General features: G+C 42.3%; 13 protein-coding genes. 8 read left to right on the plus strand and 5 right to left on the minus strand.

Annotated features, from left to right (window positions below; all coding sequences use genetic code 11):
• Nucleotides 1-173: 173 nt before the first annotated feature.
• From ACFFGT_RS15550 to ACFFGT_RS15585, 8 genes are all read left to right on the plus strand, one after another.
• The gene (locus ACFFGT_RS15550) at nt 174-908 is read left to right on the plus strand and encodes a DUF2490 domain-containing protein (RefSeq protein ID WP_377023453.1); all 735 of its coding nucleotides are present in this window, start codon (nt 174-176) and stop codon (nt 906-908) included.
• A gap of 341 nt (nt 909-1,249) precedes the next feature.
• Complete coding sequence (gene eno, locus ACFFGT_RS15555; RefSeq protein WP_377023454.1) at nt 1,250-2,545, plus strand: phosphopyruvate hydratase; 1,296 nt, start codon at nt 1,250-1,252, stop codon at nt 2,543-2,545.
• A 752-nt stretch (nt 2,546-3,297) separates the two neighbouring features.
• Nucleotides 3,298-3,834, plus strand: a complete 537-nt coding sequence (gene lspA / locus ACFFGT_RS15560) for a signal peptidase II (RefSeq protein WP_377023455.1) — start codon at nt 3,298-3,300, stop codon at nt 3,832-3,834.
• A gap of 184 nt (nt 3,835-4,018) precedes the next feature.
• Nucleotides 4,019-5,392 carry a DEAD/DEAH box helicase gene (locus tag ACFFGT_RS15565; protein ID WP_377023456.1) on the plus strand — a complete coding sequence of 458 codons (1,374 nt, stop codon included), beginning with the start codon at nt 4,019-4,021 and terminating at the stop codon, nt 5,390-5,392.
• Nucleotides 5,393-5,615: 223 nt separating this feature from the next.
• The gene (locus ACFFGT_RS15570) at nt 5,616-5,939 is read left to right on the plus strand and encodes an FtsB family cell division protein (protein WP_377023457.1); all 324 of its coding nucleotides are present in this window, start codon (nt 5,616-5,618) and stop codon (nt 5,937-5,939) included.
• Nucleotides 5,940-6,171: 232 nt separating this feature from the next.
• Complete coding sequence (locus ACFFGT_RS15575) at nt 6,172-6,411, plus strand: hypothetical protein (RefSeq protein WP_377023458.1); 240 nt, start codon at nt 6,172-6,174, stop codon at nt 6,409-6,411.
• A gap of 50 nt (nt 6,412-6,461) precedes the next feature.
• On the plus strand, nt 6,462-7,358 hold the full coding sequence (locus ACFFGT_RS15580) for a hypothetical protein (RefSeq protein ID WP_377023459.1): 897 nt from the start codon (nt 6,462-6,464) through the stop codon (nt 7,356-7,358).
• Between the two features lie 3 nt (nt 7,359-7,361).
• Complete coding sequence (locus tag ACFFGT_RS15585) at nt 7,362-7,916, plus strand: hypothetical protein (protein ID WP_377023460.1); 555 nt, start codon at nt 7,362-7,364, stop codon at nt 7,914-7,916.
• 43 nt (nt 7,917-7,959) lie between these two features.
• Here ACFFGT_RS15585 and ACFFGT_RS15590 read toward each other — a convergent pair whose 3' ends face one another.
• The 5 genes from ACFFGT_RS15590 to ACFFGT_RS15610 all read right to left on the minus strand — a co-directional run bounded on the left by ACFFGT_RS15590 (nt 7,960) and on the right by ACFFGT_RS15610 (nt 13,888).
• Nucleotides 7,960-9,171: an acyltransferase family protein gene (locus ACFFGT_RS15590; RefSeq protein ID WP_377023461.1), complete on the minus strand. Its 1,212-nt coding sequence runs from the start codon at nt 9,169-9,171 to the stop codon at nt 7,960-7,962.
• Between the two features lie 453 nt (nt 9,172-9,624).
• Complete coding sequence (locus ACFFGT_RS15595; protein WP_377023462.1) at nt 9,625-11,706, minus strand: hypothetical protein; 2,082 nt, start codon at nt 11,704-11,706, stop codon at nt 9,625-9,627.
• A gap of 94 nt (nt 11,707-11,800) precedes the next feature.
• The gene (locus tag ACFFGT_RS15600; RefSeq protein WP_377023463.1) at nt 11,801-12,241 is read right to left on the minus strand and encodes an energy transducer TonB; all 441 of its coding nucleotides are present in this window, start codon (nt 12,239-12,241) and stop codon (nt 11,801-11,803) included.
• Between the two features lie 184 nt (nt 12,242-12,425).
• On the minus strand, nt 12,426-13,169 hold the full coding sequence (gene fabG, locus ACFFGT_RS15605; RefSeq protein WP_377023464.1) for a 3-oxoacyl-[acyl-carrier-protein] reductase: 744 nt from the start codon (nt 13,167-13,169) through the stop codon (nt 12,426-12,428).
• Between the two features lie 191 nt (nt 13,170-13,360).
• Nucleotides 13,361-13,888 carry a hypothetical protein gene (locus ACFFGT_RS15610; protein ID WP_377023465.1) on the minus strand — a complete coding sequence of 176 codons (528 nt, stop codon included), beginning with the start codon at nt 13,886-13,888 and terminating at the stop codon, nt 13,361-13,363.
• Nucleotides 13,889-14,096 lie beyond the last annotated feature (208 nt).

The following is a 14,096-nucleotide window of genomic DNA, read 5'->3' on the forward strand; positions in this document are numbered from 1 at the left end:
CTATGAAGAGTTGTAGAATCCGGACTTACGAAGTTTTAAAAACTTCGTAAGTCTTTAGTCACGTTTAAAGTATAACCTCCAATAATTTACTTAACACTATTTTAACATTAATCATATTAAAGTTAACATTTAGATAACATTTGGGAAATATCTTTGCATAAACAATCCCTGCAATGATTATCAAACCTGTTAGCGTAGCTTTAGCATTTCTTTTGTTAACCGTATGTGCATTTAACAGTAAGGCCCAGGATTCAAAGGTGGGCACATGGGGCATAGTTACTGTAGTTTTACCCGGCGATAGCACCCATAAATGGGGCGGCTATACCGAGTTTCAAACCCGTACAAATAATGTATTCAGCCAGTTTCAGTACTACGAAGCCAAGGCGGGTGTAAGCTACGATATTGATAAAAACTTCACAGCGCTTTTAGGTACCGGTCATTACAGCACTTACGATTATATGGATGTTGGCAAAGGCCCCACCATTAATGAAACCCGTTTTTGGGAACAGATCACCAGCAACCAGTTCCTGTACCGCATAAAATTGGAGCACCGCTACCGCGTAGAGCAGCGATGGGTTAACGGCGATTACCGCAACCGTTTCCGCTACAGGCTTAATGTGTTTGTACCCTTAAACAATACCAAAATTGTGGCTAAAACCTGGTTCATTTCTGCTTATGATGAGGTGTTCCTGAACAATAAAGTTCCCAACTTTGAGCGTAACCGGGTTTCGGCCGCATTAGGTTACCAGTTTGATAAATCATGGATCTTGCAGGCCGGCTGGATCAACCAGTATAATTATTCAGCCACTGCAAAAAGTGATAAGGATAATATCATGCTGATATTGATGTACCGCATACAACGCAAAAATACCGGACAACACGAGCAGGTGCCTACTACAAGTGATTGATTTTCCTTCCCCGGTTGCCGTGTCCTCACGGCAACTGACCTGTTTTAAATCAATGCATACATGTTGTCGTGAGGACACGACAACGGGGGATAATTAAATCATTTAATCGAATTTAGAAATTTCCAAGGCTTATTTATCCTTTCATTTGTACAATCCCGGTTCAGAGACCTCTCTTTTTATGAAAAAATCAGCTATACTATATTAAATTCATGTTAAATCGCACCGTCAGCGGCCTATAATCGTTACAAATACAAAATTTCAATTGCGTTTTCCTTATTTACACATTAACTTAGCCGCCGTTATTAATAGTATTCATTCAAACCACACTCTGACAATTCACTATGAGCATAATAATTGATGTGCATGCCCGCCAGATCTTAGATTCGCGCGGTAACCCTACTATTGAGGTAGAAGTTTTAACCGAAAACGGCGCATTCGGTCGCGCTGCTGTACCATCAGGTGCATCAACCGGCGTTCACGAAGCCGTTGAACTTCGCGATAATGACAAATCAAAATACATGGGCAAAGGCGTTTTAAAGGCCGTTGAAAATGTAAATGAAATTTTAGCTCCTGAATTAAAAGGCATTGATGTTTTTGAACAAAATGCTATCGACGCTTTAATGATTGAGATTGACGGCACTGAAAACAAAGGTAAAATTGGTGCTAACGCCATTTTAGGTGTATCATTAGCTGTAGCTAAAGCTGCTGCACAGGAAAGCCGCCAGCCTCTATACCGCTACATTGGTGGTGTAAATGCAAACACGCTGCCAATCCCGATGATGAACATCGTTAACGGTGGTTCACACTCTGATGCCCCTATCGCTTTCCAGGAATTTATGATCATGCCGGTTGGCGCTCCTTCATTCTCTGAAGCTTTACGTTGGGGTACCGAAGTATTCCACAACCTGAAAAAGATTTTACATGACCGTGGTCTTTCAACTGCGGTAGGTGACGAAGGCGGTTTTGCACCAACTTTTGAAGGTACTGAAGATGGTGTTGAAACCATTTTAAAAGCAATTGAAAAAGCTGGTTACAAAGCAGGCGAAGATATCTTCATTGCGTTTGACTGTGCTGCATCTGAGTTTTACAAAGACGGCAAATACGATTATACCAAATTTGAAGGTGAAAAAGGTGCTATCCGTACCAGCGCTGAGCAGGCTGATTACCTTGCCGAATTAGTTGAAAAATATCCTGTTATCTCTATAGAAGACGGTATGGCCGAAGATGATTGGGAAGGCTGGAAAATTTTAACCGACAAAATCGGCAAAAAAGTTCAGTTAGTAGGCGATGATTTGTTTGTAACCAACACCAAACGTTTACAAAGAGGTGTTAGCGAAGGTATCGCAAACTCAATCCTGGTAAAAGTAAACCAGATTGGTTCGTTAACCGAAACTATCAACGCGGTTACTTTAGCACAAACCAATGGCTTTACTTCGGTAATGAGCCACCGTTCTGGCGAGACTGAAGATTCAACCATTGCTGATCTTGCTGTAGCATTAAATTGCGGTCAGATCAAAACCGGTTCGGCTTCACGTTCAGACAGGATCGCTAAATACAACCAATTGTTACGTATCGAAGAAGAATTAGGCGCAAACGCTAAATTCATCGGTAAAGATTTCAAATACTTTAAAAAATAATTTTTGATACTGAAAAGGCCATCTGTGTTATGCAGATGGCTTTTTTTGTTTTAAACAATCTGGCTGAATAGAGAGGTATAAACCACAGCACATTGTCATCCTGAGCGGTAGCGAAGGATCTTCTTCAATAAGCAGTACCGTTATACAGGGCGAAGAAGATGCTTCGTTCCTACCCATGACATGATAAATAAAGAATGTTCTCGTCAGCAGGTAAGCTTCGGGTGAAAGCGGGCAGAACAATGATGGCCTTGAGCGCAGGAAGGGGCATAGCAAGTTTTTGCAGAAGCATTGGGAAAGTGCGAGCGCAGCAGGGCAAAATAATTGCAGCCCGTGGTTCTGACCGCTTTGCAGCGCAAAGGCTTCCGCGATGGACATCGGGACAGGGTGTGCGCAAAGAAGCCTATCTGCTGACTTGACTTTTTGGATACTTTTGTGTCAAGACAAAAGTATCTGGCCCCGCGCGGCCAAGAGCGCGACGATGTAAGTCCATAGAAAAAAGCCTTTTACCTGCCTGTCGGGGATTGCTTCGTGCCTCGCAATGACGGCGTGGAGATGTCATTGCACCTTCAGAGTCCAACGCATTTAAACACTCAGCATGACATGTGCTTTTTTAAATTATTATGCTAACTTAATTCGGATCTTCCATAAACAGATACTTGCTAACAAGTATTTTTATACCTTTGCCACCTGCAATCAAAACCATATAATTAAACCAAAGCAGTTACGTTATATTAAATTGTTAAAATAAACTAATGAACAGAAAAGGGATTTTGAGGATATTGGGTATAGTGCTGATATTGGTTGTAAGCATTGGGCTTGACAGGGTTAGTAAGATTTACGTTAGGGAGCATATTCACATCAGCGATAACATTTTTGTTATCAAAAACTTTTTCACCATTCTTCATGCCGAAAATACCGGCGCTTTCTTAAGCCTTGGCGATTCGCTGCAAAACCCTTGGAAATTCATTTTGTTATCATTATTGCCTTTACTGGCGCTTGCCTTTGGTGTTTTTTATGTCATGTTTAAACCATCTATAGGTAAATTAACTACCATAGGTATTGTACTGGTTATTGCCGGCGGCGCGGGTAATTTGTATGACAGGATGCTATACGGCAGCGTAACTGACTTTATGCATATGAATTTTCATATCTTCCAAACGGGCGTGTTCAATGTGGCCGATGTATCTATCATGATAGGTATGGGCCTTATCCTGTTGGAATCGTGGCAAAAAGACCGCGATGCCAAAAGGAAGAAACTGACCACAGATCCGGAGACATCACCGGCATAATTATTTACATATTAATGCGTTGCAGCCTGTACTCCCTACGGCTTCATAAAGGCTTAAAGTTTTCTTAACAATAAAAAGCGTATCTTTGCAGCTAATTACCCGTTCGCTTACGGTTTTGAGCCCAGCAAACTCTTCAGATCCGCTTATGCCTTCGCGTTAGCACACTATATTTTACAAAGATCAAATGTCATTCGAAAATTTAAATTTAATTGAGCCTATCCTCAAGGCTTTAAAAACTGAGGGATATACCACTCCTACACCAATACAGGCGCAAGCCATCCCAATCATATTACAACACAAGGATTTATTGGGCTGCGCCCAAACCGGCACCGGCAAAACCGCAGCTTTCGCTATCCCTACATTGCAGTTATTACACCAGGACAGGATAGCCCATAAGGAACAAAAAACCATTAAAGCTTTGGTTTTAACCCCAACCCGCGAACTTGCCCTGCAAATTGGCGAAAGCTTTACTGCTTATGGCAAACATACAGGCCTTAAAAACCTGGTAATATTTGGCGGTGTATCACAAAACCCACAGGTTGATGCTTTGCGCCGCGGCGTTGATATTTTAGTGGCAACCCCCGGTCGTTTACTTGATTTGATGAACCAGCGTTATGTTCACCTGGAGCATGTTAAATTCCTGATACTGGATGAGGCCGACCGCATGCTGGATATGGGTTTTGTTAACGATGTTAAAAAGATCATTGCCAAGGTACCGGCCAAAAGGCAAACACTGTTCTTTTCGGCTACCATGCCAAAAGAGATCCAGAGCCTTGCCGACAGCATCCTGAACAATCCCGAAAAAGTTGAAGTTACCCCGGTTTCCTCAACTGCCGATACGATACAACAAGCAGTTTATTATGTTGATAAGGGCGATAAAAAATCATTATTGATCCATATCCTGAAAGATAAGGAAATTAAAACCGCACTGGTGTTTACCCGCACCAAACATGGTGCCGATAAGGTAGTAAAAGACCTTACCCGCGTAGGTATTACTGCCGAAGCCATTCACGGTAATAAATCACAAAATGCAAGGCAAAGGGCTTTAACCAACTTTAAAAACCGCACAACCCGTGTGTTAATAGCTACAGATATTGCGGCCCGTGGTATTGATATTGATGATCTTACCCACGTTATTAACTATGAACTGCCAAACGTACCCGAAACCTATGTACACCGCATTGGCCGTACAGGCCGGGCAGGAGCAAACGGCATAGCCTTTTCATTTTGCGATGCCGAAGAACTGGAATTTTTAAAAGATATCCACAAGCTGATAGCCAAACAGATCCCGGTTGAGGAAGGCCACCCTTACCCGCTTAGTCCGGCGGCTATGGCAGCAAAAATAAACGAAGCACCTAAAAAAGGTGGTTCGGGCGGCGGCCAAGGTGGTGGCGGTGGTGGTCGTGGCGGTAACCGCAGATCTGGTGGCAGCGGTAGCGGCAACAGCCGTTCCGCAGGTAGCGGTCGTCCGGGCGGTAATAAAAGATCAGGCGGCAGCCGTTCAGAAGCAGGTCGCCCAGGTGGTGCCAGTGGTATGAGTGGGGCTAAAAGAGGTTAAATATTAAGTTGATTGGGTGAATGGTTGATTAGGTGAGTAGTTTGTCTACCTAAAATCATCATTCACCCAAAACCAACCACTCTCTTAAATCAACCTAATAAACCGCTCTCCACAAAACAACCACTCTCCTAATCAACCCAATCAACTACTCACCAAAAAACATTTCCCTGTTAATAAGTTAATAAGCATATTTGTATCCGTCGAAAAAATTAAATAGCTTTAAATGAAATTCATACAGCCGGTATCAATGAAACGTCTTATAAACCTTTTCAAGAACAAGTTCTTCCTGGTTACCGTTGCTTTTGTTGTATGGATGATATTTTTTGACAGGAACGATCTTTTCACTCAATATCAATATCACCAGCAGGTTAAAAAACTAAGGCTTGAGCGCGATTTCTACAAAGCCCAAACCGACCAGGTAACTAAAGAGCTTAAAGAATTGACCACCAACCCGCAGCAAATGGAAAAATTTGCCCGTGAAAAATACCTCATGAAAAAAGCCAATGAGGATGTTTATGTGGTAGTGCCGGAAACAAAGGATAAGTAAGCCCCATTACCTTCCGTTGGCGAACATTCTTTACAATACACCCTCCATTAAGTTTTCATTGCGTTTTTGGCGCGAGTACAGATATAATCTTTTTATTGGTGTATTTTTTATAGCAGCAGTATTGATCTTTGCTAAAGACTATAACTCCTTCACCGGTGCCTTATGTGTGATCATATTCATAGTTATCATACCGTTCCCTGTAGTTGATTCGCGCAAGTGAACATTAAGGCAATTGGTTTCCATAGCCGAAGAAGACGGATCTTATATCATCACCATGCTTTATAAAGATGAAGAACAATTATTCGTCATCAAAAAAAGCGATATCGGCACCAAACTAAAATGGTTTGGCGGTAAGCAACGGATATTAACACTTACTGTTTTTGATAAAGGAAACGCTGTTTTCAAACTCTACTCCGGCTCAAAGCAGGAGATGACCTATGAGCTTCAAAAAATGGAATACGTGCTGAAATAACTGAGTGCATTAGTTATCTTTATGATAATTAATAAACCTTATCCCGGCCCATGAAACGTATTACTCTTCTGATTTTTCTATCCTTTGCAACCATTTGTGTTAATGCCCAAACAAAACTATCTGATAAAGACTTCAACAACCTGATAGCCTTAGCCGAGCTTTATTCGCACAATAATATGTGTACCGGTTCCGAATTTGCCCAAAAAGCGAAAGCCCTGAAGACGCCGATTTTGAGTCATATCATTGAAAACATGGTTGCCACCGGAAAACAGGACAGCTCCACTATCCAAAAAAGTATTTTCCAAAGGCCTAACACTGATGAATTAAAGCTTTGGTACGTTATAAGAGAAATACATTATAACCGTGTTGATACCTCCAGGAAATCATTACCTGATGAGGTTGTGGCACATAAAGTACTTAACGAAAATATTGATGAACGATGGTTGCTTGATAACTATTACTACTTTGCCCGCGAAGGTCTCAGCATGTATTTTAATGAAGCAGACCTAAGCCACTTTAATTTCAACCTGGATGATTTGGGATTAAAGGACGACACCGAAAAAGCTATTTTCTTTTATAATATCATCGATGCCCTGGCCAATGGCCGTTTTAGAGTGCTTAGTTATTTAAAGAAACCTGATAAGCTGAGCGCTGTTTCTGCCAGGATGCCCATGTTCAACGGTAAGCCATATTACTACTACTCCAATCTGGATATTCCGGACTTTGATTACATTGGCTATAACAAATCTGAATCTTATCAAAAACAAAATGCGGAAATGCTGATCAATACACTTTTGATCCATTTTTCAAACCTGGCATCAACAGGCGATAAATTTCATGCGCGGGAACTGTATTTCAACTCCATTTTACACAAGCCGGAGTTTTTCAAATACAGCCAGTCAAAAGAAACCCTGCAAAGGCTTTATGAGCAAAGCAAAAACCAATAATTAATGAAAGCTGCTTTCATTGCCATATCACTGGCAATTACCATATCATCCTGCCAGTTAAAACAAGCTAAAATGCCTGTTACAAAGCCAGCAGTTACCCGCCCTTATTTTTTCGAGAACCAGGAATGCAAGGTTTGTGATACCTGCACCACAAAGATCCTTGCTCTTCATGAAGAGGCGACCGATAGTGGTGATGTGCTTGTTGACAGCGGAATCGTTTATATCCCGACATTTGTTGCCAACAAAATAATCCATCAGCTCGATTCACTAAAAAAAGCATATAAGCCCAACTCTATTTTCAGAAAAGAAATGTATGATCAATTTGATTATGGCGATATCAATTTTGTTAATGGCAAAGCCGGTTTTATCAAACTTTGGAAAGATACGATCAACTTCAGCGACCTTGACCAGCCCTACCGCCTGCAATGTAAAATTGTCGATAGCTTTGTAACACAGGAAGGTTTTCCGCGACTTTTATTCAGGATGGAAAAAGCTACAGCCGTAGATAAGAGCTATATAAAAAAGATGGAAAAAGAAAGGGCGGCGAAGTTTAGATAAGTAAAATAAAATGTGGAAATACGGGTTAGTACTTTTCCTACCGTTAGCCTTTGGCCGGTGTTTTCACACCAACCAAAGGTTTAATCGCCAGCGATGTGTTTAAACTATGATCACGTTGCCATTTAAGCAATACCCTGTCTCTCAGTTTTAACGACGGTTTTTCAACAGCATATCTTAATATCAATGCCCCGGCAACACTACTTATAATACAACACAGCATCATAAGGTTGCTGTTTTTATCCATACCCGTTGCTGATAACAGGCTTTGTGTAAGGTGGATCATGAGCTTGTGAACGAGATAAATACCGTAAGAGAGCGTAGCAATTTGCGTGGTAATTGTTGACTTGAGTTTATAAAGTATATTACCAGGGCATACTACTGCAGCCAAAACCAATCCGTATCCTACAGAAATTAACGGAAAGCCCCAGATAGTAGTGCTCAAGCTGGCCTGCGGTGTAGCTACAAAATAAGAAACTATTAAAATTGCAAGACCGGTTAGCATCAATACATGGCTGTATTTGCCTGCTTTAGCCTTTATGTGTGGATAAAAAGTATAAATACCTGCTATGCTCACGCCTGTAAGCAAGCCATCGAGCCGGTTGTAGGTGGGATAATAAATAAATTCGTTCCATACCGCGCCTATGCCATCTCCCAATAATTGAGGCTCAATCAAATAATGCCAGCCAGCGTATCTTATCATGAAGCCGCCAATAAATAATGAGGCAATAAGATATATAGCTTTTTTACCGGCCTTAAAATAATTGAATAACCAAAAGGTTAATGGCAGTATCAAATAGAACTGCTCTTCTACACATAACGACCAGGCATGTGTAAATGTACCTGTTTGATGCAGGTCGAGCGCAAAATTGAAGGTAAACGTAAGGTATTTCCACAATGCGGCAAAATGTTCCCGCTCTCGCAAAAATGGAACAAAAGCATATAGAGCAATTACAATAAGGTATGGCGGAATGATCCTGAAAAAACGTTTGATAAAAAACTCCTTTATAGCTATGCTTTTACCCTTGGCTATAGTACTGAAAAGTTGCCCGGCTATCAAAAATCCACTCAAAACAAAAAACAAGTCGACGCCCGTCCATCCGAAACTGCCGATTTTATTCTCCCATTCTGGATGCCCATAAAACTGGTAATGAAATAAAAATACAAACACAATGGCGAAAGCCCGCAAATGATCAAGGCCTGAAAGCTTATGTTTACCGGAAATATTCAGACTATCAGCAGGTGTTGAGGTGGACATTAATTGCTTAGGGATTTGTACCGTAATTTATTGATTTTTATTTGCCGATGAAGGTTGATCTGGGTTTATAATAAGAATATTACGTTACCTATTGGGGAAGGGTACATTTAGCTTGTGGTCGGGGTGTTTCACCACGGGTGTTCGGAAGATGAAAGTATCTCTTAAAAAAAGCATGTCATTGCGAGCGTAGCGCGGCAATCTCGTAGCCAATGTATGTCCGATCTGTATAGCTATGAGATTGCTTCGTCGTGCCTCCTCGCAATGACATGGTTTATTAAACCAACATTTTCAATTGAGCTGTATCTCTTCCGAACACCAGTGGTGAAAACACCGACCACTGGCTTAAGCTATGCCTCGCACGAGGCCCCGCTTTTTCTTATTTTCCCCTTTAGCTTTTGGCCTCGCTTTTTTCTTTTTTTTCTTGACTCTTACATCTTGCTGTCTTGACTCTTCTCAAATCTCTCCTTCTCTCTTCCTTAAAAACCACTCTGTTGATAACAGGAGCAGGATTAACGCAAACAGCCACTTCATATCTATGAGGTCGCTGTAATGTTTATCCTCATAAACTACTGTTTTAATGTTTTCGTTTTTGCGGATCAGATCGGCAAGCTGGCCCAATTGGGATGGTTTGAGCATTTGGCCACCACTTTGTTTAGAGAGGGCATTGAGCAGTGTGTGATTAGCGGCGCTTTGGCGGGTTTCGAGGTTAAGCGGCTTTATGGTGAACTGCCCGGTGGCTTTAAACTCCTGTTTACCGTTTTGTGCTGAGGCGTTGTAGGTATATTCGCCTATGGGCAGGGCGCCAGCATCCAACTGGTAACTTTGACCGGTGCGGGTAAACAGGAAGCTATAGTTTTTCCCTGCCGTGCTTTTCAGCTCTATCTTTACATCCGGGGTATTGATCAGCTCAAGGGCATCGTTATATAATTCTGCATTGAGGATCACATTCTCTCCCTCGTCAAATACATTACGGGCAGGATAAACCCGAAAACGCTGGCGGTTGGCATTGGCAGTTAAATACTGCACAGTTTGGCTCAATAGTTCGTCGGTAGCGTTGCGGTTACCGTAGTTCTGATATTCGGCCAGTTGCCAGCGCCACAGACCTTCGCCTGTTAATACGGCTATCCGTCTGCCTCCTTCATCGCCGAAGGCCAACAACGGGTATGTAGTAGCCACAGCGCCTATTTCTTGCCTCAATAAAACCGAAGTGCCCGCAGCTGTTCCATAACTGCCAAAGGGGGCAATCAATGGTGGTAAAGCAGCAATCTTTTTCCGTGCCGAATCAGATAGTGTAAAAGCCGTAAAATCATTTGCCGGCAACGGCATCACCTCCTGCGTTTCGGCCCGGCCGGCACTTATGTGTACTGTGTTTTGTTCGCTGTTAATTGCCTGCAGGTTACTTTGTGAGCCAATGATATACCAAACCGGCATTTTGCTTTTGGCAATAAAACTTTTTACCGGCGGATACTCACCTGCCGAAAGCTGGTAAAGAATGATCAGGCTGTAATCGGCTGGTTTAATAGTTGCAGCATCAGCAAGTGAGCTTGCCTTTACTTCAAAGTTTTTGTTGGTTTCAATAGCCTGTTTAATCACTGTTAAATCCGGGTGCGGCCCGTTATATAATAACAACACCTTTTGCCGGGCATCCAGTACTTCTACATAAATGGTTTCGGTATTGTTTTGGGTGGAAAGCTCGTTTTTTACCGGAGCAATGCTGATATTATATTTTCTAAGGCCTTTTTTAGCAGCGTTCAGTTTTATGGGAATAATCTTTTTGAAATCGGTTCCCGTTACAGGGATGTTTTGGGTATAAACTTGCTTACCATCTTCGGTAACCGACAGGCTCATGTTTTCGCCCTTACTTTGGTAGGCCGTGGCAAGCACTTCTATCACAAAATCGTTCCCTAAAAAGGCAGTCTTATTATAATTTACGTTGCCAATGAGCAGGTCGCGTTTGGCAGTAGTATCACCGAGGGCTACGGAGTAAATACTGGTTTTGATATTCCGGGCTTCATATTGCGGATCGTTACCCTGGTTGTATAAACCGTCGGTAGCCAAAACCAGCGCGCCAATATTTTGGTTGGTGAACCTGTCGTTAAGCTGATGCAGTGCACCTGCTATATCCGTTTGTTTGCCGCCGAAGCTTTTTGAAAGACCGGGGTGCAGGTCTTTATCAAAGTTAAACTCCTGCACATCGTATTTGTCGCCAAGTTCCTGTTTCAGTTTGGCCAGATCATCAACAAAAGCCGGTGAATTAAAACCTGCCGGTTTAAAGGTATTGATGGACGATGAATTATCCTGAGCAATGAGTACCAGCGGTTTTTGCGGCTCATATTTAACCGATTTTACCAGGGGAGAGATGAGCAGCACTGTTATGAAAAATACAGTAACCGCACGGATTGCGGCCAGTATATAGCGTAAGTTTTTACCAATATTTACCGGCTTGCGGTACATGAGCCAGGCATATGCCAAACCAAGCAATAAGCCGGCAGGCAACCACCATCCCGAAACAGAACCCCATGTAAGTGAAAACATTTGTAGCTATAGTATCATCAGGGCGCAGATCATCCGGCCCAATAAACATTACCTGCAAAATGCGAAATTATTGTGAAATGAGGGGAATAAGTTTTTATTCGCTGAAATCAACCCGGAGTGGAAGCATATATAAAACCGGCACAGCTTTCCCATTGCATTCGCCGGGTTTCCATTTTAACATATTAATGATCCTGATCAGTTGGCTGCCAAATAACCGTCTCTCGCCAGATGGATCGTTTATAATCCGTGCCCCTTCTATATTTCCGTCAGGATCAATAACAAATGCTACGATTACTTTACCAAAATATTCTGCATCACCAGGTGGATATTTGAAATTTTTGCTCAACACAGCGCTTAACGCTTTTACGCCACCAACAGGCTCAGGCATTTTATCAACTTCGGTATAAACAAATTTATGAAGCAAAGAATCCTGCCTGCCAGAACATGCATACTTTTTGCTTTGGGCAAAGCAGTTATTAAAAGTTAACAGGCAAACAATTAGAAAGATATGTCGGTGAATAAGTTTCAGGTTCATTTACCTAATACACTAAAAACACCAAATTATTGTGAAATGAGGGGAATAAGTTTTTCCCATTTAACTAAAAACGTCATTGCGAGGCACGAAGCAATCGCGGACTATACAGGGCGGACCTGCTAATTGGGGATTGCTTCGTACCTCGCAATGACGCGTGGTGAAGATATTTTAGTAGAAATATTTACTATAACATACCACCATCAACAGGGATAACCTGCCCGGTGATGTAAGCTGCCATATCTGATGCAAGGAATACGCAGGCGTTGGCTACGTCTTCAGTTTCGCCGGCGCGTTTAAGCGGGATAGCGGCTGCCCAGCCTTCAACAACTTTAGGGTCGAGCACGTCGGTCATTTCAGTGCGGATAAAGCCCGGGGCAACTACGTTGGTACGGATATTACGTGAACCCAGCTCTTTAGCTACCGATTTAGAAAAACCAATGATACCTGCTTTTGAAGCGGCATAGTTAGCCTGGCCGGCATTGCCCTGCACCCCAACAACCGAGCTCATGTTAATGAACACACCTTTACGGTTTTTCATCATGATTTTTGAGGCGGCCTTGGTAACGTTAAATATCGATTTCAGGTTTACGTCAAGTACTTCGTCCCAGTTCTCTTCGGTCATGCGCATCAGCAAACCATCTTTAGTAATGCCTGCATTATTAACAACAATATCAAGTGTGCCAAAATCGGCAACAATATCGGTGATCAGTTTATCAGCTTCATCAAATTTGGAAGCATCCGAACGGTAACCTTTTATTTTAGTGCCGAAGCTCTGCAGCTCCTGCTCAAGGGCCTGCCCTTTTTCAACAGATGATAAATAAGTGAAAGCTACGTTAGCGCCATGCTCGGCAAATTTTTCGGCAATCTTACGGCCTATTCCTTTTGACGCGCCGGTAACCAACGCGGTTTTTCCTTCTAATAATTTCATAATTAAAGTATATGATTTCAGGGCGGTGAAGTTAGCAGTTTTTTGTTTCTGTTCATAGTTGATAGTTGTTCATGGTTGATGGTTCATAGATCATGGCAACAGCTTATAGTTAATAGTTTATAGATCATGGTAAAAAATGCATGAAGCTAAAACCATGAACCATGATCTATAAATTATGAACCCCAAAAAACTTACTTCAAATACTCCGCCGGGATAGGGTTATCCTTACGCTCGCCGTCATAAAACCAGGCCAGGATCCAGAAACGGGTGCCATCGTTAAACAGTTCGATGCTGTTGATGCCGCGTTCGGTTACCGGACCGTCGGCGGTATTGCGCGATTCATAGGTGCTCCATACGTGGTAAATACTGCCAAATTTTTCAACCCTGCGGGCTATCTCACGCTCATCAAACCCATTTTTTGACAAGGATGGATCGGCCAGTTTATGGTATTGCTTCAGGGTCATGTAACTAAACTGCTGCTTGCCTTGTTTATCGGTATAACCTGCACCAACGTGGGCGTTGGCAATATGCAGCAGGCTGTCGCGCTCATAGCTTACTATTTCGCCCTTTTTAACGCTAACTACGCCGTAGTAGGCTTTCATGATGCCATCAAGGGTGCTTACGTTATCGCCATATTTGGTAATAACCTGCGAATGTGCAGGAAAAGTAATGGCAATACTAACAATGGCAATGAGCAGCGGCAGGATATTCTTTTTCATGAAGATCAAGGTTTTATTAACGATCAGATTTTGATTGAATTAACAAAAAATATCCGGGATAACATAGGGTAAAATAACCGAAATGCGTTAAAATAAAAATGTCATTTCGATGGAGCAGGGCAGGCAGGAGTATCGGGGCGAAAGAGAAATCTTATACGCCTCAACAGCCTTTAAGCATGGCGTATAAGATTTCTCCTCGCAGCCACCG

The sequence above is a fragment of the Mucilaginibacter angelicae genome (genome assembly GCF_042434235.1).
Lineage (GTDB): Bacteria > Bacteroidota > Bacteroidia > Sphingobacteriales > Sphingobacteriaceae > Mucilaginibacter > Mucilaginibacter angelicae.

What these genes read in the sequence shown, in the direction of transcription:
- ACFFGT_RS15600 (WP_377023463.1), bottom strand. Translation starts at nt 12,241, where the DNA reads ATGAACCTGAAACTTATTCACCGACATATCTTTCTAATTGTTTGCCTG.
- ACFFGT_RS15595 (WP_377023462.1), bottom strand. Translation starts at nt 11,706, where the DNA reads ATGTTTTCACTTACATGGGGTTCTGTTTCGGGATGGTGGTTGCCTGCC.
- ACFFGT_RS15580 (WP_377023459.1), top strand. Translation starts at nt 6,462, where the DNA reads ATGAAACGTATTACTCTTCTGATTTTTCTATCCTTTGCAACCATTTGT.
- ACFFGT_RS15570 (WP_377023457.1), top strand. Translation starts at nt 5,616, where the DNA reads ATGAAATTCATACAGCCGGTATCAATGAAACGTCTTATAAACCTTTTC.
- ACFFGT_RS15550 (WP_377023453.1), top strand. Translation starts at nt 174, where the DNA reads ATGATTATCAAACCTGTTAGCGTAGCTTTAGCATTTCTTTTGTTAACC.
- lspA (WP_377023455.1), top strand. Translation starts at nt 3,298, where the DNA reads ATGAACAGAAAAGGGATTTTGAGGATATTGGGTATAGTGCTGATATTG.
- ACFFGT_RS15610 (WP_377023465.1), bottom strand. Translation starts at nt 13,888, where the DNA reads ATGAAAAAGAATATCCTGCCGCTGCTCATTGCCATTGTTAGTATTGCC.
- eno (WP_377023454.1), top strand. Translation starts at nt 1,250, where the DNA reads ATGAGCATAATAATTGATGTGCATGCCCGCCAGATCTTAGATTCGCGC.
- fabG (WP_377023464.1), bottom strand. Translation starts at nt 13,169, where the DNA reads ATGAAATTATTAGAAGGAAAAACCGCGTTGGTTACCGGCGCGTCAAAA.
- ACFFGT_RS15585 (WP_377023460.1), top strand. Translation starts at nt 7,362, where the DNA reads ATGAAAGCTGCTTTCATTGCCATATCACTGGCAATTACCATATCATCC.
- ACFFGT_RS15590 (WP_377023461.1), bottom strand. Translation starts at nt 9,171, where the DNA reads ATGTCCACCTCAACACCTGCTGATAGTCTGAATATTTCCGGTAAACAT.
- ACFFGT_RS15565 (WP_377023456.1), top strand. Translation starts at nt 4,019, where the DNA reads ATGTCATTCGAAAATTTAAATTTAATTGAGCCTATCCTCAAGGCTTTA.